The following is a 21,252-nucleotide window of genomic DNA, read 5'->3' as shown; positions in this document are numbered from 1 at the left end:
TATATTATATGAGCGCCCATGGTTTTTGGCGTAACGTGTTTGGACATGGTTCATCCTGAACATTCATGAATATACTGTTTGTAAATGATTCAGGAGGAAACCCATGTATTATTGTCCGAATAGGTCCGCGTATGTCCCTTTATATTACCGTCCTGCGAGTCCAGTAGCTTCTTATAAATCATTAGATGAGGCATTGAAATTAATTGAACAAGCAATCAAGGGCGAGCGGGAAGATGAATTGTTCTATGATTACCTCATTGCTGAGGCGCCGACCCAAGAGGATAAGGAGATTATTGTTAGTATTAGAGATGACGAGATAAAACATAATCGCATGTTTCGTATGATATATGAAGCATTTACCGGGAAGAACGTTCAATCACCAACGGAAGTGCAATTCCAAAAGCCAAGCTCCTATATAGAAGGTGTAAAGAAGGCTTTGCTAGGCGAATTAAAGGCCGTGGAGAACTACCGAAATATTCGGGCCGGCTTGCCAAACAGATATTACAGAGATATGGTATTTGAAATCTTAACCGACGAACTTAAACATGCCAGTAAGTATAATCTCATTTTAAATTTGGACCTTCGCAGAAAAGTTTATTCATGACGGAGTGATGAAATTGAATGAAGATGAGGGTAAACGCATCATTACGTTTATCGTAATAGCTGTGATTATTTTTTCACTTATAACCAGCCCCGCGGAAGGAGATGGGGGAGATGACGATATTCCGATTCCGATCATAGTGAGCCAGTGATGGGGGTAAGTGCAGTGAGGAAGAATGGGAACAGTGGTAATGGGAAGAACAAAAAGAATGGCAAAAACAAGAAAAACTCACTGCCCCAAATATCCCCTCAACAAATTGCAGTCATCGTCGGATTGCTAACAAACGCATTGGAGGTAGAGTCTGTCTTAATCGACAGGGATCAAAAGATACAAATCTTACTAGAAGGCTCGTTAAGGAAGAAAACAAAAGCAGATAAAGTGGCAGAAGTACTGGATGATATAAGTGTTAGCGATCTAATAGAAGCTTATATTCTCCGATGAGAAAATATGATATAGGGATTTCTCTGTTTAATTCTTCCACACTTGCCCATACTAAAAATATATAACGATAATCGGAGTGTGGGCGTTGGTGATTGAACATGTTGTCATTCTAATTCGCAGCATATCGGCATTTGTTCTATTGCTGATCATTACGAGATTCTTGGGGAAACAGACATTATCCAACATGAATTTCCATGAATTCGTAACGGCGGTTATTTTAGGGGCTATTGCTGCGAATTTTGCTTTTAACGAAAAAATACAAATCGGACATTTATTAATCTCGCTCGCGGTCTTTACATTCACTTCGTATGCACTTTCTAAAATTGTGATAAAAAACCGGAAAGTCCGCATGTGGACTGAAGGGACACCGACGATTCTTATTGAGGGCGGAAATATTCTCGAGGAGAATTTAAAGAAAAACCATCTAACATTAGACACATTAAATCAGATGCTGCGTCAAAAGGATATTTTTGATTATGGCGAAATCGAATATGCTTTATTGGAGATCAACGGGAAAATCTCAGTGATGAAAAAGAAGGAATACCAGAACGTAACGTTAAAAGACTTGAGAAAGGGATCCAAAGACGTTGGACAATTTCCGATTGAACTCGTAATGGATGGTCAACTATTAGAGGGGAATCTAAAGGTCAACAATATCCCTCCGGAGTGGGTTACAGATAAACTAACCGCTCGCGGGAAGCAGCTGGAAGATGTCTTTTATGCAGTAAAGGGGAGTAACGGACAACTGTATATTGATTTCTATCATGATAAAATAAGCCACCCCATCGATATAGAATAAATCAGGAGCACGTTAACCAAGAAATCGAAAACTCCCGGAGCGAAAAAATCTGCCCGGTTCTTAAATACAGCCCGTCCCCTTTATATCAAGGAGGCGGGCTGTGTTTTGTAAGGGATCCCGGTATACAAGTCTAACAAAGGAACTATTTCTCGTCCCAAAGTCACAAGCTTGTCTCCATTTTGTTACAACCGCGTAACAGAAACGGGGGCTGCCTTCCAATATAATGAAAGGAAGTGAATTGGAGGGGGAGAGGACATGAATAAGAAACTTGCGGCTGGAGCAGCGATTCTGCTGATGTCCGCGATATTGGCGTGTACGCCTGCACCGCAGCAGGTACAGGCAGCTGATCAGATAGAGCTGCTGGTAGATGGAGAGGCGGCAAAGGCTGCCGGGCAGCCGTTTTATAAAGGAAAAACATTGTATATTCCGATTAGAGTACTGGGTGAATTCTATCCGTATACGTTTCATTGGGACAATAGAAGAAAGATCGCTACGCTAAAGTCTTCGGATGGAGCCAGCGTTTTTAAAGCGGGAAGCAAGCTGGCAACGGCAGTGGGAATGGGCGAAGTCGTATTATCAGGTCCTGTTCTGCTGAAAAATGGCCATTTGTACTTTCCTGCATACGATCTGAACACTTTCACGGGGGCGGAGCTCGTTACGGATACCTCCGGCCGGGTTGATATCCGTTCCGGCTCGATGAGCACGAGCGTACGTGTTCCGACCGAACCGATCGCTGTAGCGGAAGAGAATCCGAAGGTGAAGCTGTACCCTGCCTTGAAGGACGGCGATAAATACCGCGGATTTATTTTGGAGGCTGAAGGCAAGCGATTGCGGTTTAACTGGGAAATTCCAAGATTTCCGAATCGGCCGCCTCAGCTCTTCTACGCGGACGTGAACGGTGACGGCAAGCCGGAAGCGGTTGCCGTGTTTGTGACAGGCTACGGAACCGGGGTGTATGCGCAAGAGATTCACGTCGTCAGTGTGAAGGACGGGAAAGAAATCAAGGTAACGCCTCCGGAGACAGCGGCAGAAGAGCTTGTCGCATCGAGCATTCAGCTTGAGGGTTCAGAGCTGCGGATCGACCTGAATTTACGAGGGAAGTCTCCTAAAAAGCTCCAGCTCCGAATGTCGGATGCGTTTCCCGATTACTCATACAGGACGGAGATCGGCTTCGGCGGGGTCACGTATTATCGGGTGGAGGGGAACAAGCTGATTGCAAGTTCGGCGGGGGATATTGGGTTTGCTTATTATATCGGCGACTTTGAGTTCACATATGCGAACGGTCCGGACGGCCTTCGTCCAGAATCCGTCAAGTTGAAGAACCTGATTGATGAAATCTCGGTAGAAGGTCAGGACAAGCCTGCAGGGAAATAAACGACGGATTCAATACGAGGGTGAGGAGGAACTTATATGGATCAGGGACCGTTTCGTTCCATCGTGACGACCGAGGAGGAGCTCCGATCGATGTTCGGGGAACCGAATCAGGTGGTCAAGCATAAAATGATACATGCTTTGGACAGGCATTGCCGGGACTTTATCGCCAAGAGTCCGCTGCTCTTCATGGCTACGTCGGATGCATCGGGAGCATGCGATGTTTCGCCTCGCGGCGACTCCGCCGGCTTCGTGCATGTGGTGGATGATCACCATCTGGTCATCCCCGAGCGGCCGGGCAACCGCCGCTTCGATTCATTTCGAAACCTGTTGACAAGTCCGGGGATCGGCCTCATTTTTGTCATCCCGGGATTGAAGGAGACGCTGCGAATCAACGGCCAGGCTGTGCTTATCCGTGACGAAGACCTGCTGGAGAAGCTTTCGGCACAGGGCAAAAAGCCGTGGCTCGGCATCGGCGTCACGGTCGAGGAATGTTATATGCATTGCGCCAAATCGTTCATGCGTTCCGGAGTCTGGGATCCGAATACATGGCTGCCGGCAGATAAGCTTCCGAACCCATCCCGCATTATCGCCGATCATGTCAACCAGGAAGGCGTGTCGGAGCAGTCGGTTGCGCAAGGCTTGCAGGAAAGCTATACGAAACGTCTGTACTAACGGGGACGTCCATATCGATGCGTACGCGGTGCATGATCACAGACGCAAAAAGAAGGCGTCCCGAAAGGTCAAATGATCTTATGGGACAGCCTTCTTGCATTCCGGCGGATTCACACGAGGAGTTACCATTAGCCTTCCGCGGCTAGGGGATATAGGCTAATCATCATCCCTGCGGTTGCTCTTGGATGCTGCGACCACAAAGGCAATAATGACAAGCGGAATAAAAATAAACCAGGGAATCGTGATCGTGGTCCCCAGTAGCATGGCCAGCAGCAGGAGGACAACCGCCCCGATAATCAAATAGAGGCAGCCTCTACCGAACGTCTCCATCTTCCATCAGCTCCTTTGTTTAGGATAACGTGAAAGACAAGAGCAAAGTTCCATTTATTTTTTCCAATCATGAAAACTCTAATTCGGGATATTCCTATTGCCACAGGCCTGCGATCCCCGCGATGACATGTACCCATAGCATATCCGATGACTGACGTTAAAACGCCATACCGTAACCGACAAGCTTTATGCTCACTCATGAATGGGTGTTTCAATGGTTTGCGACTACATAAGAATTCATAGGCCGTTTACAGTGCCATCACGCCCATGCGGTCACGCTGGCCTCCGTAATCGGCTTGGTGCAGCTTTAGTGTAAAATATGAAAAGCATACCAGATCAAGTGTTTTTTCAAGCAAGACAAAAGCGCCCCGCCATCGTCTTAGTGAGACGAATGGCAAGGGCGTTTGGTGGTTAAACGGCAGAATGGAGCTTAAGGACGACCAGCCCCAGGTCGGCGATATCGATCAGACCGTCGCCGTTGATGTCCAGTTCCCGGGTATCCTCATTCACGGCCGTACCCACGAACTTGGCGACCAGCATGACATCCAGCAGGTCGACGGTACCGTCATGGTTGACATCCTCTGCTACGGCTTTGACAATGCTCACATGCTTCACGATATCTTCGCTGATGTGGTGGAGCTCGCCTGTCTCGTCTGCATTCGCCAATGTCCAGGAGGAGCCTGCAGCAAGCGTAACGGAGGCATTCCCTATCAGATTCAATGCCTTGAAGCTGAGCGTGAACACATCGGTGTCGCCGATGACGCTGCGGTCTCCGGTCAGACTGGAGGTAATAACGGCTTTACCGGGCTCCAAGGTGGTGTTCATGTACGTGCCTTCGCCTGCAAACTGGCCGGCCTGTGCGACGTCGACCAATTCCAGCTTGGAGGCATCGTAGCTGATCCGCGAATGCATGCTGTACAATAGATCGGCATCCGCTGTCTTAACGGTCACATCAAACGTTTCACCGGTTTTGGTTTCCGCAGGTGCTGCGAGATCGAACCGGATCCGATCGTTCCCCGGGACTTCCGGTTCCTTCGCCATATTCATCGTAATCCGATACATTTGAGTCCGGTTAAAGGACGGGGCATAGTACAGATGGCCGTCAGGCCCGAGCGTGAACGATTCGGTATCGGCCAGCTCGATGAACTCGAACGTAGCCGGATCGATTGCATACAGCTTCTTCGTCAAATTGGCGAGCAGAATGCCTTCCTTGCTCCAAACCAGATCATAGTTGCCCCAGCGAAGAGCGGTGCCGCTGTCGGCTGGATTGACGTTAAAGTACTTGATGACCTGAAGCGTATTTGGCTCCAGTGCAAATACATAGCCGTTCACGCCGCCCCACAGCAATCCGTCCGGACCGAAGGTCAGGCCGCCGATGGCAGGAGGGTTGGACAGTCCGGGAATGTCCAGCGTCGTCTCCAGAATCTTCTCCTCCTTAACCGTATCCCACACGAATAGCTTAGCTTCTGAGGCCTTCGGATCAACGGCCATGCCGCCGTTAATGCTGGTGGATCCGTACAGCTTGCCGTCTTTGTAAGCTAGGGAAACGACGCTTTGATCTTGCACGACGTTTCGGAACACGCGATAAGCGGCGGAAGGGTCCGCTTCGGTCGGATCAAATACCGTAATGGCTCCTCCAAGCTCGCCGTAGGTCGAAACGGAGCCGAAGTAAATTTTGTCGCCGGCAAGGGTGCTTGCGCCGATTCGGTCCTGGCCGTTGCCCAGCGTGAACAGCTTCTTCGGATTGCCGGTTCCGTCCGGTTGACCCAGATCGTATTCATAGATATCCCCGCCAGGGTAAACGCCGAAGTACATCCGGTTGCCGTAAGACTCGACCGCGCCGGCCTGCCCCATGCTGAACGTCTTGGCCGTATTCGTTGCAATATCGTAGGCGGCCGCCTTGGAAGCCTGCATGCCGGTAACATAAATTTTGCCGTCAGGGCCATTCACGAATTTGTGGGTAATGGTTGCTGAAGGCGGTAAAATATTTTCATATCGCTTGACGGTATTCGTCTGCGGATTGAAGAACACGATAATGCCGCTGAAATTCATCGTAACCAGGCTTGTGCCCGGCAGATCGGGATCATCGACCTGCACCCAATTCGCGCCCCGGAACGCCGTTTCGTATTCCATTCCGGAATCGGCGACTTCATGTGTTACGATATCAAAGGTTTTGATTTTTTTGTCGGCCGGAAAGTAAATTTTGCCGTTCAGAGATTTCTTCGGCAGATGAAGGCCTGACGAGCTCTTCTCGATCACGACATCGAGCCATTCCCCGGCTTCGATATCATAAATGTAGCGTTTTTGCGGCGTATCGTACCGGATGACCAGGAACTTGTCGTCAACAATGCTCAGATCATACACATACCCGGTTTCGTTAAGGGAGGAAGCAATCTCAACCTTTTCCCCGGTCTCGACATTCACTTTATAGACTTTGCTGTGGGACGTACCTGCATAAATATATCCGTTGCTGTAATCGATGGATCGCACGTATTGCTGACCGGCTCCATCAACCATAATGCCGTAGTCGCGGCTCTCCTTGGTGGCCGGATCATACTTCAATACCCGTCCGCCGGGTCCCGCTCCGATATAGACAGCTCCCGCCTCATCGATGGCAAGACACCAGAACACGCTCTCGGTCGGATGGGTATACACTTTCTTCACGTCCTTTGTAACCGGGGAGTAAGCCCACAGCTGCCCGGCCGAGGTGATATACACCGTGCCGTCCGGGGCGATTTCATGGTTCCACACTTCGCCGCCGCCTTCAAGCGGTAAACTGCGGATGACACGGTAGTCATCGAGATCGACGACGTGGAACATCGGAGGGATGCCTTTTACGGTTGTGTACATAACGTTTTTGCCGTCCTCAATGCCGGCTTCGCCGTCCATCAACCCGACAACGCCGGAAATCGGAAGCGTCCTGAATTCAGGCTCGCCGAATTGAATGTCATCGAGGCTTGCTCCAGGCTGACCTGAAGCCTCTCCGATCGTAATCAGCTTCACTACATTTTCGGAGACGGATTCCATGCCGTTCAGCTGTGCTCCCTTGGCGAGCATGAGCCACGTGCTTCCGCTATCCGCGATGACGTTGAACGTCATCTTAGCGATATCGCTGTCACCATCGATGGCATCCGGCAGGCTCCCCTCCAGACGAATGCTGCCATTCTCTTTATCCGAGGAGAAGGAGGCTTGTGCATCTCCAAACGCACCGGCAGGCTTCACCTCGGCGATCTCCAGCATGGAGGGGTCGTAATAAATGGAGGCGGTAACGCTGGAAATGTCCGCGCCTTCCGTCAAGCTCAGCATCGTGCTGATGGTATCCCCTTGTTCTGCGCTAGCTGGAGCGGACAGCGCCAGCTTTCCCGGAAGCTGGACCGGTTGTTCGTAAGACATCGTAATGTCGTCATAATAAGCGGTTGCCCGGCTGTAAGCGGTCGTATACAGAATAATTCTGGCATATGCCGCATTCGCCGGCGCTTCCAGGCTTGTAGATGCCGAGGTCCACTGCTTCACGGGAAAGCCCTTCGAGGTGTCGTTATGAAGCGGCTTTTCGGCAATGGATTTATCGGCCGCATCGAAGTAACGGAGGTTCAAGCTTGCCGTCCCGCTTTCTTCCATATACACCGAGGCGGTCACGGTATAAGTGACACCGCTCGTAATATCTAGCTTGCCGCTCATGAGAGCCACGGAATTGCTTTGCGACGTATCGGTGATTTTCAGGCTCTGATTGCCGCTATGGCTGTTCTCCGTGGAAACGGCATAGGTATATTCACCCTCCTTCACAGCAAACATGCTGCTCCAGCCCGGGATGGCGGCTCCAGGAGCGCTATCCTCAAAACCAGGATTGGTTAAAGGCATGCTGACGGATTTGGAAGCCGCCGCCGTAACGCCCGCGGGTACAAGCTCAGAAGCTGCAGCTGCAGGAGACATGGATAGAAATAGCGAAACGGCCAGCGTGATTGACAGCAGGGAAGCGAGGCTTTTCTTCATTTTTCGAAGGCTTTTATACAATGAAATCCCTCCCGGTAATAAGATTAGGAATGTCTGAATGGATATAAGGAATCGGCTATTCATATTGCTGCCGCATGACAGCTACAGTTTTATGGTGACTTGCAAGCAGGCTGACTCGGTACAGGCTAGCTTGGAGAATCAGACTTTTTGCCTGGGTGGGGGGAGATTTGGAACAACAGCTCCTTCATCGTCTCTAGCGGCAGAAGCCGAAGATCGTTCTTGCCATGTTCATTTACATAGACCTCGGTTGTAATCGCTTTCACACCATGTAATTGAAGAGTGGCTACACCCGGTTTTAAAGCAGTGAACGTCATTTCTGCGACTTGAAGCTTCTTCTTATAGGACGTATCCTTGCTCTCCTTGCGGATCAGCGCAGCGGAAACCTGGCCCTCCTTGGTCTGCGAACTGGATGGGTAGTTGATATACTGATTCGAAATCTTCATCCCTTCATATCGAAGTTGGCTGGAATTGAATTTTAGATTGAACTGCAATCCATATAAATCCTGTACTTGCGAGGCATTTATGCGAATTTTGACCTTGGATCCCGGCTTGAGAGCATTAGGCACTCTCACCAGCTCCAATTGTCCGCCTGCTGCGGATGCAGGGTAGGGGGCGAACAGACTGACGAGTAAAAGGACGATCATGACCGTTAAACCGTATTGTTTTCTCAATATGATACACCTCCAGTGATTTTGAATGTTGTTTTGTTGAATCAAAGCATGCTTGCTGACCGGGCACGACCTCCTTCCCTTCGCATTCATCTTTCAGAAATCACTTTATTTACTCTGGTATCCATGAGGTATACAAAAATGATAATCTCATTCGAAATTACTGTCAATGTCCTTAAATAGAGAATAAATTGGTGTAAATGTGGTGTATGATCTGTGTAGAAAATGCTGGATATGGTATACTATCCCTACTATGAACATTGCCTTGTTGGTGAATGGGGAGTCTTGACGATGAGCAACAAACCTGATCGTGTCACGTTTCAGAAGCGGTTGGATGAGATGGTAAGCACGCTTCGGCGCGACATTCTCACCTCGGTCCGCCCGCCTGGGGATTATCTGCCTTCCGAGCTGGCGTTGGCAGAGCAGTACATGCTTAGCAAAAAATCCGTCCGCAAGGGACTTGAACTGCTTGTGGAGGAAGGATTGATAACGAAAGAACCGCGCGTGGGCAACCGGATCAACGCTCCTGCTCCTGTGCCGAAGGTATCGCTGAAGCTTGGATGCTATCCTTCTCTGGATGATGAGATGGATCTGAAAGGATTGCTTGAACAGTTCCACGCGCAGTATCCCCACATCTCGGTGGATACGATTACACTTCCCTACACGCACTATCCTGAAGCGATCCAGGGGTATTTGGAAAACGGATGGGTAGATGTACTTTCGCTAAATACGTGGAATTTCCGTGAAATGCTGGAGCATGGCGAACTGGATCGGTTTCTTCCGCTGGAGCCGGATCCGGAGGCGTATTCGTTTCTGGGGGATTATCTGGCGCATGAAGGCAGGCTGTATGCCCGGCCGCTCACATTTTCGCCGGTTGTGCTGTGCTATAACAAAACCCTATTCCGGAAGTGGGGCATGCCGGAGCCGGATAGCAGCTGGTCATGGAAGCAGCTGGCGGAGACGGCAGCTCACATCCAAAGAGAGCACCAGTTGTTCGGCTTCTACGCGCATATTGCCTCAACGAACCGTTTCCCGATCGTATTGCTGCAGAAGCACTTTCGGTTTGCGCAAGAAGAAGGCGGATATCGTTATGATGATCCGAAGCTGTGGGACAGCCTCGGCATGTTCCGGGAGTTAATCTACGGACAAGGCTTGTCTGCCTCTTTCCTGTCCGAATCGGACGGGGACGCCGAGAAACTGTTTTTGCAGCAGAAGACGGCCATGGTGATGACGACGTATTATGGATTAAAAATGCTGAAGCAAGCCGATTTCGAATATGATCTCGCCCCGCTTCCTTATGAGCAAAGCGCGAAAACGCTGCTGCTCGTGACGGGGCTGGCCGTCAACCGGCAATCGAAGCAGAAGGAGGCGGCGCGCCTACTGGTTGATTTTCTTGGCTCGGCCGCGGCCCAGCTGCATATCCGCAAGGAGACGCTGAGCATTCCGGCCCGGAAATCGTCGGCCGAATGGGACGGCGCGGAAACGATGTATCGACCGTCGCGCTTTAACCTATATCGCGAGATCGTCCCAACCTTCAGCAGCTATGCGGACTTGGGCATCACGATGGAGGAGCTGCATCGGCTCCGGAACGAGCTGAAGCTGTTTTGGGCGAATATGGAGCAGGCCCAGGATGCCGCCGCACGTCTTGCAAGCAGGCTTGGAGTGAAATCCCGACAATAAGCCTGTCCCTGCACGGGAATCTCGCCGGATGGGATAGCATATAGGCAGGAATGCAAGCATCGGGACTGAAAAATACGATTCGTGGTGACCATGGATCGTATTTTTTATTGCAATAGAGATGAAAAAGGACAGGTTTGTTCCTTTTTTATAACCCTAAGGATGCAAAAGTCAAAATAGTGCACATCAAGGCAAAAATCGGATCTACAAGAACGGTGAGACTCCCCCTATCATGAATCGTAATCATGATCGATTCGAAGGGAGCACGACGTTATGTGGAGCAGTGCGATTAAAGATGCCGTAGAGAAAATCCGGAGGAACATGGATGCCTTCGGGACCCGATTCCCCCACGTCAGCAAGGACGGCGCCTATTTGCTGAATGATAATGACGATTGGACAAACGGCTTCTGGAGCGGTCTTCTCTGGCTATGTTACGAATATACGAGCGACGAGGCATTCAGATTGGGAGCCGTACGAACGGTAGAAGACTTCCGCCGGCGCTTTGCGGACAAGAAGGTGCTTGATCATCACGATATCGGATTTCTGTATTCCTTGTCCTCCAAAGCGCAGTGGATCGTCGAGAAGGATGAGAGCGCACGCCAGTTGACGCTTCAGGCTGCGGACTTGCTGCTGAAACGCTGGCGTCCAAGCGGAGGTTATATTCAAGCGTGGGGGCCTGAAGGAGATGAGAAGGAGGGCGGCCGCATCATCATCGATTGCTTGATGAATTTGCCGCTGCTCTTCTGGGCTGGGCAGCAAACCGGTAACTCCCAGTACCGCGACATCGCCATCATGCAGGCGGAGAAGACAAGGCGTTATCTGGTGCGCGGCGACGACAGCTCCTACCACACCTTTTTCTTCGATCCACATACCGGGGAGCCGATAGGTGGGGCTACGCACCAGGGCTATACGAACGGCTCGACATGGACGCGGGGACAAGCCTGGGGGGTGTACGGATTCGCACTGGCTTATCACTATACAGGGGATCGTGTATATCTGGAAACCTCCAAACGAATGGCGAAATATTTCTTGAAGCACTTGCCGGAGGATCATGTCGCCCTTTGGGACTTTAATGCTCCCGTAACCGCCGATACCTATCGCGACAGCTCGGCCTCGGCTATTGTGGCGGCAGGTTTGCTGGAACTGATTGGACATTTGGAGGATGGGGATCCCGATAGAGCACGCTTTGAACAAGGACTGCAGGATTCCATGACCTCGCTGGTACGGAATTATTCCACCATCGGCCAAGAGGCGGAGGGCCTGCTGCAGCACGGTTCTTATCATGTGCGCGGCGGATTGTCCCCGGATGATTTCATGATCTGGGGGGATTATTTTTACCTGGAGGCTTTGATTCGTATGGAGACCGGAAACAAGGGGTATTGGTATGAACGCTGATGCCACGGAAGCTTTGGTGAAAGCCCTTTTAACCACGCTGGATCCGGAGGATCCCGCAATCGGTCCGATGCTGAATGCAGATGATCAAGGTCATCGGCACGATGTACTGGGTGAACTGCATGCATACTTCTCTTGCCGGAGAACAGCCGGATGGTGGATGAGCCGTGAGGAGAAGCGGATGATCACCGATTATGTGAAGCAGCACTGTGGGGATGAGCTGGACATCGTCATGAAGACGGCGAATGAGGTGATGCAGCAGACGTTCCTGTTCCGCTTTCCGTGGGATATGGAGCGGAGCGTCGTTCCCGTTACATTTGACGGTGATATCGATTGGTGCCATATTCCCGATCAGGACGTAGAGTGGGCTTACATGCTGAATCGCCACCGCTATTGGGTGGCGCTGGGACAAGCGTATGCGATGACTGGCGATGAGAAGTATGCGGAGGTGTTCTGCCGCCAGCTTGAACACTGGATCGATCGGAATCCTGTCCCCGAAGAGCCTACGACGGATACGTTGACCTGGCGCCCGATCGAGGCGGGGCTGCGCAGCGCGAACTGGATCAAGGCGCTTCGATACATGATCGGCAGCCCATCCCTTACTCCGTCGCTGCTCGGTAAAGCGCTGATTTCGCTTCACGAGCACGGGGAGTATCTGGCCGCTTCCTTCACCAGCTGGAAACATATCAGCAATTGGGGCGTCCTGGAGACTTGCGGCTTATACCATATTGCGTTGTTCTTTCCCGAATTCACCCAGTCGGCAGGGTGGCGGGAAATGGGCGAAGAGAGATTGAAGGAGACGGCAAGGCTCCAGATCATGGCGGACGGCATCCACTGGGAGCAATCGCCAACGTATCATCACGAGGTGCTGGCTTGTTATCTTGACTGCGTCCACCTTGCCAAGCTCAACGGGTCGGAGCTTGACGACTCATTTTGTCGTACGGTCCTCGAGATGGCCGAAGCTTCCTTGTACTGGGCCAAGCCGAATCACAGGCAGCCGATGCTGGGAGACAGCGACGATAGCGATATCCGTTCCATTCTGACCTTTGCCGCATGGCTGTTTGAGGATTCCGTCCTGCGCTTTGGCGGACATGCCCGGCCGGATTACGACAATGCCTGGCTGTTCGGCATGGAGGGAATCCGTGATTACGAAGCGATGGTGCCCGTAGAGCCGCCATCCATGAGCCGGGCTTTTCCCCATTCCGGTCATTATACGATGCGAACGGGCTGGGACGAAGAAGCGCTGTACCTTTATTTTCACTGCGGTAAGCTCGGGGGAGGCCACGGTCATGCCGATATGCTGCACATCGATCTCCATGCCTACGGCCGCGACCTGCTCACCGATCTTGGACGGTACAACTATAGCGATCATACGCCGCACAGAAAAGCATTAAAGGAGAGCTCCGCCCATAACACGACCGTCGTCGACGGAATCGGGTTCACCGGGATCAGGGATACCTGGTCTTTCGACCGGATGGCCGGGCCGATGGGCTGCAAATGGATCAGCAAGCCTGACTTTGACTATGTCGAGGGGATGCATGACGGCTATCTTTATGGGAATGAACCGTTAATTCCGCGCAGAAGGATCATCTTTATCAAGCCGTATTTCTGGCTGTTGATTGACAGCTTGGCGTGCCGTGAGCAGCATACCCTGACTCAGCACTTCCATTTTCCGCACCCGCCAGGCGAAGTTCTGATGGAAGCAGACACCAAGATTTGCCGTACAAACACCCCCGGGGAAGCGAATCTTTCGATTATCCCCATAACGACGGCCGACCTGTGCGGGGAAGTGGGCGAGGGCGTGATCTCCCGCGAGTATAACCTGCTCGAGCCTAATTCGAATGCGTCATACTCCCGGACAGGAAGAGGATGGATCAGCATCATGCAGGTGCTTTATCCCCATCGTCCAGGCGAAACAGCCTCTCCGCGAGTCCGCAAGGTACCGGTATATCGTCATACGGGGGAGCAGGTTCATGACGGGCAAGCCGAGGCTTGCGGCGTTCAGCTCCCGGGAATGGAAGAGGAGTTTATTCTCGTTGTTAGCCACCGTGCACCGTCGGGTCATTTTGATTGTTATGTGGTGGAGGGCATGCAGATCTTCGGAGAGGTTGTGCTGATGACCCCTCAAGGAAGAAAAATGCAATCAACCGTCATCATTTAATGCATGCTTCCAGCACAGAGGATTGATAGAATAAAGAGGACAAGGAGCATAAGAAAGGGCAGAGAAACATGTTCAAATTTACCTTCTACAAACGCATCCAGCTGTCGTTTCTTTTGCTGATCTTCATTCCGCTGATAGCGGTTTCTATCATATCGTTTGTTCTGATCCGGGATACGATGGTAGAGAAGCTGCAGCTCAGCAACGAGAATGTCCTGAATGTCATGACGGATGAGCTGAGCAAAACCATTGACGATATCACGTTTGCCTCTCATTTTATCGTGAACGATACAAGTGTTCGCAATATTCTGAAGTCATTCGCAGACACCGAGAGGCTGGCAACTTATGAGGATTATGTGCATTTTAGACAAATTCAGGACATCTTTTCCCTGATTAACTCCAAGCCGCTGAATAATAATGTCCGCATGTACCTGGTCAACCCGCAGCAATTCGTCATCTCTTCCGGCACGGAGGATTTGACCACGATTAACGGAAGCGTTGACGAACTGATGCAGCGCGTTGATCTCAACAAACCGGAAACCCTGCAATGGCTAGGAATGGCCGGCGGCGACTCGGCGGGGAAGGGGAAAAGCTACTACATCGCCAGGGTGATCTATGACAGCCGCGAGAAGAGGCAAGTGTCCGTATTGCTGTGCGCCATTTCCGATAAGTACTTCAACCGGCTGCTCGGTACGGTCGACTTTGGCAAGGTGGCCCTCTTTGATGCAAACGGGGAATTCATTGCAGGTCATGCGGAGCTGATTCCGCATCATACGGAGACCAAGAGCAGTGTCCGATCGGATAGAACCATTTTGAAATCGAACTGGAAGCTGGCCTACGAAGCTTCGGAGAAAGAGTGGTCGGAGCCAATTTCCCGGACGTTTTATACCGGTCTTGCCGGGGTTCTTCTGCTGTTTCTCGTGTTCTCCGGGATGTCTATCCTGATCGCCAAAAGGCTGCACAGGCCGATTCTCAAGCTGCAGCGAGTGGTGCGGCAGTTCGGAATGGGAAATCTGGACGTCCGGCTGGAGGTCAAGGGCAAGGATGATATCGCTGAGTTGAGTCAGACGCTGAATACGATGCTGGATCAATTACAGCGGCTGATCCATGATATCGAACAGGAGCAGGAACAGAAGCGGGTGATGGAGCTCGAAGCCTTGTTTATGCAAATTCGCCCTCATTTTTTGATCAACACGCTCAATTCGATCAAATGCAGCCTCATCCTGACGAAGGATACGCTTCACAGCGGAATTATCGATTCCCTGATGAGCTTGCTGCGAGCCTATCTCAAGGTCAATGAGCCGGCCACGTTGCGCGAGGAGTGCAAGCTGCTGGGCCACTATGTCGACATTATGAAAATCCGCAACGAAATACCGCTTCGCTTAGAGGTCGATCTGGAACCGGAAACCGAAGGGCTCATATTGCCAAAACTCATATTGCAGCCGGTCGTTGAGAATGCCATCGTCCACGGACTTGTCGATCATCAGACGCCACGTATTCAGGTCCGCTCCAGACGCGACCCGGACGGAATCAGGATTGAGATTATCAACAACGGTACCCGGGCCGAAGAAGGAATGCTCGAATGTCTGAACCGCAGGCTGGGGAAACCAAGCGATGAGCAGGATGGAGCCTATGAGAGAGTCGGTCTGATGAACGTGGTCCAAAGACTCCGATTGACCTTCGGGCAGGAAGCGAGGCTGACACTCGCCAACCTTCCGCATGAGGGGATGTCTGTTTTGCTGTACTTGCCCGTAAGTCAACATCATGGTTATCTACCGGAGGGAGAGGAAGAGTAATGTATAGAGTTATGCTCATCGACGATGATGTTCCTATGCTCAAGGTATTGCAGCAGATGATTGACTGGGAGGCCAACAATCTGCAGATTGCCGGCAGTACGTATTCCAGCGCCAAAGCGCTGCATATGTTTGAGGAAGTGCAGCCGGATATTGTCATTACAGATATCGGACTTCCGCAAAAAAACGGCATTGAGCTGGCGGACCATTTTATGCGCGTGAAGCCGGAGGTACGGATTATCTTCCTGACCTGCCATGAGGATTTTCATTATGCCCAGCAAGCCGTAAAGCTGCAAGCGGATGATTATCTGATCAAGGATCAGCTTACAGCGGAGCAGTTGGAACAGAGCCTCGGCAAATCCATGAACTTGCTAAAAATGCGAACCGGTCTGATTCATCGCGAAGGGGCCAATTACAATAGTCAGCTCTTTCGGCAAGACCTGCTGCAACGGGTGATCAATGGCTCGCCGTCCGAAGCCACTCAGGCTTATGCAGCGCAGCTCGGCATCTCCTGGACCTATCCGTGGTTTGCGTTGGGGCTGGTCAGCATTCGACTCTCCAGCTTTGACAAGCGCTTCAGACAAACGGAATTGCCGCTGATTTTATACGCCGTTTATAATATTGCGACGGAATTGTCCGAGTCGTACGAAGGGATTACGCCGTTCATGGAGCAGGGGAACATTGTGATTCTGCATAACTTTAGGGTCAATCTGGCGCAGAATGCCAGCTTGCATCTTCATCATTATTTGCAGCGACTGCGTTATCAGTGCCTCCACTTTCTCAAGATTCAACCGAATGTTGTCTCCGTCACGGACAAGATGGAATTAAGCTCGATCGGCTCCGTCTATCAGGATATTTTTCATGGAAAATACGAGTTTTATGAAAATACCGACTATACGATGCTGGAAGCTTCGCAAATCCGAACACGGTGGTTCCAAGCCGCGCCTCAGGGGTTTCTGGACAGTTACGTTTCGGAGCTGGAACGGATGCTCATGAAGCAGGATCTCGACGGTATACGCGCTGCGCTGCAGAAGATCGCCGGAACCGCGAAGGAGCTGTCGATTGATCCGGGCGACTTTGCCCGGGATCTTTCCTCCATGCTTCGCAGCATCGAGCTGATGTTTTCCAGTCTGAAATTCGAAGAGGATCTGTTCGCCTATCTCGGTTTAGCCCGCACCTTGGAGGATATGATGGAGCTGGTGGAGAGAAGGCTGATCCAGACGATCGGAACCCGGAAAACGGGAGCGGGAAGCCCAACGAACGAGCCGAAGCTGCAGGTGATCCAGCAATATATCGATCAGCATCTCGACGATAACATTACATCGATCGATATGGCACGCTATCTGTTTTTGAACCCGAGCTATTTTTCCCGGTATTTCAAACGGTTGACAGGGCTCACCTTCACGGATTACGTGCATCAATACAAAATGAAGATGGCCACCAAAATGCTTAGAATGTCCGGGCAGAATTTGGAGTCTCTGGCTATGGAATTAGGCTATTCGGATCGTACGTATTTTTCGAAAGTGTTCAAAAAATACGTGGGGACCACCCCGAGCGAGTATAAAGCGAAGTACACCGCGCGAAAGTAAGCGGGCCTATAGTATTCAATTTAATTATACAGCAGCATGCCGCCCGGCAAGGGCGGCTTTTAAAGTTTTCACCAAAGCGCAAGCCACCCGCAAAGTATTTGGAATAAGCATCGAAGGATAGGCTCCCCCTTTGTGGGGCTTTTGTTCTGGGGTCCCCGCAAAGTATTTGGAATAAGTATCGAAGCGTAGGCTCCACTTTGTGGGGCTTTTGATTTGGGGTCCCCGCAAAGTATTTGGAATAAGCATCGAAGCGTAGGCTCCACTTTGTGGGGCTTTTGTTCTGGGGTCCCCGCAAAGTAATTGGAATAAGTATCGAAGCGTAGGCTCCACTTTGTGGGGCTTTTTTTAGGTCAAAATCTTGCACATGGCTGGTCAGAATCCCTCCTTCTTGCCGATGGCGGATGTATTACTATAATGACAACTTACAAATTGTTGAGGTGATGCTTCATGGAGGCTGTACAACGACCAGTGCCCAAGAGCCGGCGGAAGTTTTGGACTCCCAAGCGGAAAGAGGCTTTGATCGGGTGGCTGTTTCTTGCCCCGGAAATCGTCGGGATGCTGTTATTAAATGTATTTGCCCTTGGATTCTCTTTGTATTTGAGCTTATCCGATTGGGATATGCTGTCGGGTGTCCAGGGTATCGAATTTACCGGTTTCGATAACTATATCAAGATGTTTCAGGATCCAACCATCATTCAAGCGATAAAGAATAATTTGATCTATATGGTTCTTACGGTGCCGATCCCGATTGCCATCGCCCTGGTGCTTTCGGTTTTGATTCACAACAGTGTGTTCTTCAAAAGCTATTTTAAAGTCGCGTTCTTCATTCCGTATATTTCTTCGATTATCGCGGTCGCTGCGGTGTGGAGCGCATTATTCCATCCATCGCTGGGACCGATCAACCAGTTTCTGATGGAGCTCGGGATCAGCAATCCGCCGAAGTGGCTGGTCGATCCGAAAACGTCGCTCCTGGCGATTTCGATTATCAGCTCCTGGGCGGGCCTGGGCTACACGATCATTATCTATATGGCCGGGCTTACGAACATATCGAATGAAATTTATGAAGCGGCGGATATTGACGGTGCCGGTGCAATTAAAAAGTTTTTTGCGATCACGGTTCCGATGCTCCGTCCAACAACCTTCTTCCTGTTGATCACGATGTTGATTGGTTCGTTTAAAGTGTTTGACATTATCGCGTTCCTGACGGAAGGCGGACCGAACAATTCTTCTACCGTGCTTGTATTCCGTATCTATGAGGAAGGCTTCCAATATTACAATATGGGATACGCTTCGGCCATTTCCTGGCTGCTGTTCGCGATTATCGGCCTGATTACCGCGCTCACCTGGAAGATGAGAAATGAAGAATAGAGAGGGAGAGGATTGTACATGCAGTTGCTTCGAAAAAACATGTCCAAAGGGGTAATCACCCTTTTGATGGGGGCATTGTCCATCGTGTTTCTCGTTCCGCTCATTTGGATGATTTCCGCGGCTTTCAAATACGAGAAGGATGTTATGCGCTTTCCAATTCAATGGATACCGGAAAAGGTGAATCTGGCGTATAATTTCAAGACGGTTTGGATGGGGAGAGTTCCCTTCTATGATTTCTATTTTAATTCTTTTAAAATAGCCATTATCACGACCTTAATCACGCTGATCATCTCATCCATGGCCGCTTATGCGCTAACGAAGATCCGATTCAAGGGACGGAATCTCGTCTTTATGGCCCTACTCTCGTTCATGATCATTCCGGATCAGGCGACGCTGATTCCGCGGTTTCTGCTCATTCGCTGGTTTGGTCTCTACAATACGCATGCGGCCATCATCTTCATGAGTATGTTCTCGATCTACTTCACGTTCCTGCTTCGTCAATTCATGATCGGGATCAGCGATGAATATTTGGAAGCTGCGAGAATTGACGGTGCGGGCCATCTGCGGACATTTGCTTCCATTATGGTTCCGCTGTGCAAGCCTGTGCTGGCTACGGTAGCGATCATTAAATTCATTTGGACTTGGAACGATTACCAGAATCCGCTGATCTTCCTGCTGGACAAGGACCTATACACGATTCCGCTGGGGATGACGCTGTTCCGTGATGACTATACCAACAACTATGCCATTATGATGACGGCGGCGGTATCGGCGATCATTCCACTGGTCATCGTGTTCATCGTATTGCAGAAGCAGGTCATAAACGGTATCGCTTTAGGCGGGGTAAAAGGTTGATCCGAAGCCTAATGTGAAAAGGCCGAAGGTTTCGCAAAAGTCAAAAAAGTAATCCTAGAACCTCAAAATTGTGCACTTGATCGGCCGTGCCGGTGCCTATAATGAACATGAAAACAGCACAACAACTAATTTATCTGTGCAGGGGGAAGTAAGATGAAGAAAAAAGTCAAACACAGATTATCCATCATTCTAAGCACGGTTCTGGCAAGCACCCTGATTTTAAGCGGCTGCGGGAATTCCGGTTCAGAATCGGGTGCCGGCAAGGCAGACAATGGGGTTACCACCATCAAGTATTACAACTGGGATAACGAGGCCCAGCAGGCGGGCACGGATGCCATGCTCCAGGAATTTATGGATCAAAATCCGGACATCAAGGTCGAGCATGTGGTGCTGGTTCCCGGCGATTCCGTGGAAATGCTGAAAAAGCTGGATTTCCTGATCTCTTCCGGCGAAGCGATCGATGTTATTCAATTCCCGAGCTTGGGCGGAGTTCTCGAGCGGGCTGAACGCGGAGCTCTTGCTCCTCTGAACGAGTTCTACGAGAAGGAAAGCTTGGTTCCGGAAGACGAGTATTTCGTAAATCCCAAGTTAGGCGACAAGTATTATGGCATGCAGTATACCAAGAGCACGAACTATGTCATGCTCAATAAGGATGCCCTGGATGAAGCGGGACTTGAGGTTCCGAAATATGGTTGGACATGGGACGACTACCGCGAATACGCCAAAAAGCTGACCAAGGGCGAAGGCGTTGACAAGCGCTACGGATCTTATTTCCACACATGGGAGCTTTATATGAACGCTCCGGCCCAAACCATGATGAAAGATCCGTTCGTCTATGAAGACGGAACGACGATTCTGGCGGATCCGACATACAAATATTTCTTCCAGCTCCGTAAAGACATGGAGGAGAAGGACAAGTCGGCCAAGCCTTACAGTGACGTGCTTGCTGCGAAGCTGAACTACCGTACGGAATTCTTCAATGAAGAAGCCGCTATGATTCTTACAGGCAACTTTACGATCGCAGACCCAGGCAATACCGAGCAATATCCGCATGAGTTCAAAACCGCCTTCGCTCCTGTACCTGTGCCTCCTGCTGGCTGGGAACCGAAAGAGTATGAAGGAAAATACTTCACCAGCGGCAATATGCTGGCAATGGGCGCCAACTCCGCCAACAAGGCAGCCTCCTTCAAGCTTATGAGATTCATGACAACAGCCGATTCGGACAACAGACTTGAGTTCTCTGGCTACAAAAAGGCGAATAACGAGGAATTGCTGACGAAGCTGGTTGCCGGCAAAGAGGATATGTACGATATGGATTCGTTGAAATATACGCTGTTCAGCGATGAAATCCAATATCTGGATGCCGCCAAAGTCATGATCGCGTCTACCGCGGAATTGACCAAGATCATAAATGACGGCTTCTCTAAATTCATGCTCAGCAATGAGCCGATTGATGAGGTTCAACAATGGATGGTCGATGAGGCCACGAAAATCATTAACGAAAAAGGCGTTATCAAGTAACAG

Annotated in this window: 16 protein-coding genes; 13 read left to right on the top strand and 3 right to left on the bottom strand. The window is 50.5% G+C overall.

Annotated features, from left to right (window positions below; all coding sequences use genetic code 11):
- Positions 1 to 103 precede the first annotated feature (103 nt).
- The 5 genes from J2Z18_RS07570 (at position 104) to J2Z18_RS07550 (ending at position 3,887) form a co-directional block, all read left to right on the top strand.
- The gene (locus tag J2Z18_RS07570; protein ID WP_210094498.1) at positions 104 to 604 is read left to right on the top strand and encodes a ferritin-like domain-containing protein; all 501 of its coding nucleotides are present in this window, start codon (positions 104 to 106) and stop codon (positions 602 to 604) included.
- A 162-nt stretch (positions 605 to 766) separates the two neighbouring features.
- Positions 767 to 1,042 (top strand): hypothetical protein, encoded by a 276-nt coding sequence (locus J2Z18_RS07565; RefSeq protein WP_210094497.1) that lies wholly within the window; start codon positions 767 to 769, stop codon positions 1,040 to 1,042.
- 88 nt (positions 1,043 to 1,130) lie between these two features.
- Entirely contained in the window at positions 1,131 to 1,841 is a 711-nt protein-coding gene (locus J2Z18_RS07560; RefSeq protein ID WP_210094587.1) for a DUF421 domain-containing protein, read from the top strand.
- Between the two features lie 255 nt (positions 1,842 to 2,096).
- The gene (locus J2Z18_RS07555) at positions 2,097 to 3,215 is read left to right on the top strand and encodes a stalk domain-containing protein (protein ID WP_210094496.1); all 1,119 of its coding nucleotides are present in this window, start codon (positions 2,097 to 2,099) and stop codon (positions 3,213 to 3,215) included.
- A 36-nt stretch (positions 3,216 to 3,251) separates the two neighbouring features.
- Positions 3,252 to 3,887, top strand: coding sequence for a pyridoxamine 5'-phosphate oxidase family protein (locus J2Z18_RS07550; protein ID WP_007132350.1), 636 nt, complete (start codon positions 3,252 to 3,254; stop codon positions 3,885 to 3,887).
- A 156-nt stretch (positions 3,888 to 4,043) separates the two neighbouring features.
- On the opposite strand, the gene J2Z18_RS07545 is transcribed toward J2Z18_RS07550, so the two are convergent.
- The 3 genes from J2Z18_RS07545 to J2Z18_RS07535 all read right to left on the bottom strand — a co-directional run bounded on the left by J2Z18_RS07545 (position 4,044) and on the right by J2Z18_RS07535 (position 8,899).
- Positions 4,044 to 4,217 (bottom strand): hypothetical protein, encoded by a 174-nt coding sequence (locus J2Z18_RS07545; RefSeq protein ID WP_007132351.1) that lies wholly within the window; start codon positions 4,215 to 4,217, stop codon positions 4,044 to 4,046.
- A 411-nt stretch (positions 4,218 to 4,628) separates the two neighbouring features.
- Positions 4,629 to 8,228, bottom strand: a complete 3,600-nt coding sequence (locus tag J2Z18_RS07540; protein WP_210094495.1) for a cohesin domain-containing protein — start codon at positions 8,226 to 8,228, stop codon at positions 4,629 to 4,631.
- A 125-nt stretch (positions 8,229 to 8,353) separates the two neighbouring features.
- On the bottom strand, positions 8,354 to 8,899 hold the full coding sequence (locus J2Z18_RS07535) for a cohesin domain-containing protein (RefSeq protein ID WP_210094494.1): 546 nt from the start codon (positions 8,897 to 8,899) through the stop codon (positions 8,354 to 8,356).
- Positions 8,900 to 9,187: 288 nt separating this feature from the next.
- Here J2Z18_RS07535 and J2Z18_RS07530 point away from each other — a divergent pair, with 288 nt between their 5' ends.
- The 8 genes from J2Z18_RS07530 to J2Z18_RS07495 all read left to right on the top strand — a co-directional run bounded on the left by J2Z18_RS07530 (position 9,188) and on the right by J2Z18_RS07495 (position 21,249).
- Positions 9,188 to 10,576 carry an extracellular solute-binding protein gene (locus J2Z18_RS07530; RefSeq protein ID WP_007132354.1) on the top strand — a complete coding sequence of 463 codons (1,389 nt, stop codon included), beginning with the start codon at positions 9,188 to 9,190 and terminating at the stop codon, positions 10,574 to 10,576.
- Between the two features lie 270 nt (positions 10,577 to 10,846).
- A complete protein-coding gene (locus tag J2Z18_RS07525) occupies positions 10,847 to 11,968 on the top strand; it encodes a glycoside hydrolase family 88 protein (protein ID WP_210094493.1) in 1,122 nt (373 codons plus the stop codon).
- Entirely contained in the window at positions 11,958 to 14,126 is a 2,169-nt protein-coding gene (locus tag J2Z18_RS07520) for an alginate lyase family protein (protein WP_210094492.1), read from the top strand. Before J2Z18_RS07525 ends, J2Z18_RS07520 begins: the two co-directional genes overlap by 11 nt.
- A gap of 68 nt (positions 14,127 to 14,194) precedes the next feature.
- Positions 14,195 to 15,919, top strand: coding sequence for a cache domain-containing sensor histidine kinase (locus J2Z18_RS07515; protein ID WP_210094491.1), 1,725 nt, complete (start codon positions 14,195 to 14,197; stop codon positions 15,917 to 15,919).
- Entirely contained in the window at positions 15,919 to 17,505 is a 1,587-nt protein-coding gene (locus J2Z18_RS07510; RefSeq protein WP_210094490.1) for a response regulator transcription factor, read from the top strand. The genes J2Z18_RS07515 and J2Z18_RS07510 overlap by 1 nt, the downstream gene beginning before the upstream one ends.
- 447 nt (positions 17,506 to 17,952) lie before the next feature.
- The gene (locus J2Z18_RS07505) at positions 17,953 to 18,873 is read left to right on the top strand and encodes a carbohydrate ABC transporter permease (RefSeq protein ID WP_007132359.1); all 921 of its coding nucleotides are present in this window, start codon (positions 17,953 to 17,955) and stop codon (positions 18,871 to 18,873) included.
- 18 nt (positions 18,874 to 18,891) lie between these two features.
- Positions 18,892 to 19,728 carry a carbohydrate ABC transporter permease gene (locus tag J2Z18_RS07500; RefSeq protein ID WP_007132360.1) on the top strand — a complete coding sequence of 279 codons (837 nt, stop codon included), beginning with the start codon at positions 18,892 to 18,894 and terminating at the stop codon, positions 19,726 to 19,728.
- A gap of 153 nt (positions 19,729 to 19,881) precedes the next feature.
- Positions 19,882 to 21,249 (top strand): ABC transporter substrate-binding protein, encoded by a 1,368-nt coding sequence (locus J2Z18_RS07495; RefSeq protein ID WP_007132361.1) that lies wholly within the window; start codon positions 19,882 to 19,884, stop codon positions 21,247 to 21,249.
- Positions 21,250 to 21,252: the final 3 nt, after the last annotated feature.

This window comes from Paenibacillus lactis (assembly GCF_017873605.1).
Classification (GTDB): domain Bacteria; phylum Bacillota; class Bacilli; order Paenibacillales; family Paenibacillaceae; genus Paenibacillus_AQ; species Paenibacillus_AQ lactis.
This window is presented reverse-complemented; position numbering and strand designations above follow the sequence as displayed.

Bases quoted from the DNA above. Each gene is read 5' to 3' on its own strand.
- J2Z18_RS07570 (WP_210094498.1), top strand. From the start codon at position 104: ATGTATTATTGTCCGAATAGGTCCGCGTATGTCCCTTTATATTACCGT.
- J2Z18_RS07555 (WP_210094496.1), top strand. From the start codon at position 2,097: ATGAATAAGAAACTTGCGGCTGGAGCAGCGATTCTGCTGATGTCCGCG.
- J2Z18_RS07550 (WP_007132350.1), top strand. From the start codon at position 3,252: ATGGATCAGGGACCGTTTCGTTCCATCGTGACGACCGAGGAGGAGCTC.
- J2Z18_RS07545 (WP_007132351.1), bottom strand. From the start codon at position 4,217: ATGGAGACGTTCGGTAGAGGCTGCCTCTATTTGATTATCGGGGCGGTT.
- J2Z18_RS07530 (WP_007132354.1), top strand. From the start codon at position 9,188: ATGAGCAACAAACCTGATCGTGTCACGTTTCAGAAGCGGTTGGATGAG.
- J2Z18_RS07525 (WP_210094493.1), top strand. From the start codon at position 10,847: ATGTGGAGCAGTGCGATTAAAGATGCCGTAGAGAAAATCCGGAGGAAC.
- J2Z18_RS07520 (WP_210094492.1), top strand. From the start codon at position 11,958: ATGAACGCTGATGCCACGGAAGCTTTGGTGAAAGCCCTTTTAACCACG.
- J2Z18_RS07515 (WP_210094491.1), top strand. From the start codon at position 14,195: ATGTTCAAATTTACCTTCTACAAACGCATCCAGCTGTCGTTTCTTTTG.
- J2Z18_RS07510 (WP_210094490.1), top strand. From the start codon at position 15,919: ATGTATAGAGTTATGCTCATCGACGATGATGTTCCTATGCTCAAGGTA.
- J2Z18_RS07505 (WP_007132359.1), top strand. From the start codon at position 17,953: ATGGAGGCTGTACAACGACCAGTGCCCAAGAGCCGGCGGAAGTTTTGG.
- J2Z18_RS07500 (WP_007132360.1), top strand. From the start codon at position 18,892: ATGCAGTTGCTTCGAAAAAACATGTCCAAAGGGGTAATCACCCTTTTG.
- J2Z18_RS07495 (WP_007132361.1), top strand. From the start codon at position 19,882: ATGAAGAAAAAAGTCAAACACAGATTATCCATCATTCTAAGCACGGTT.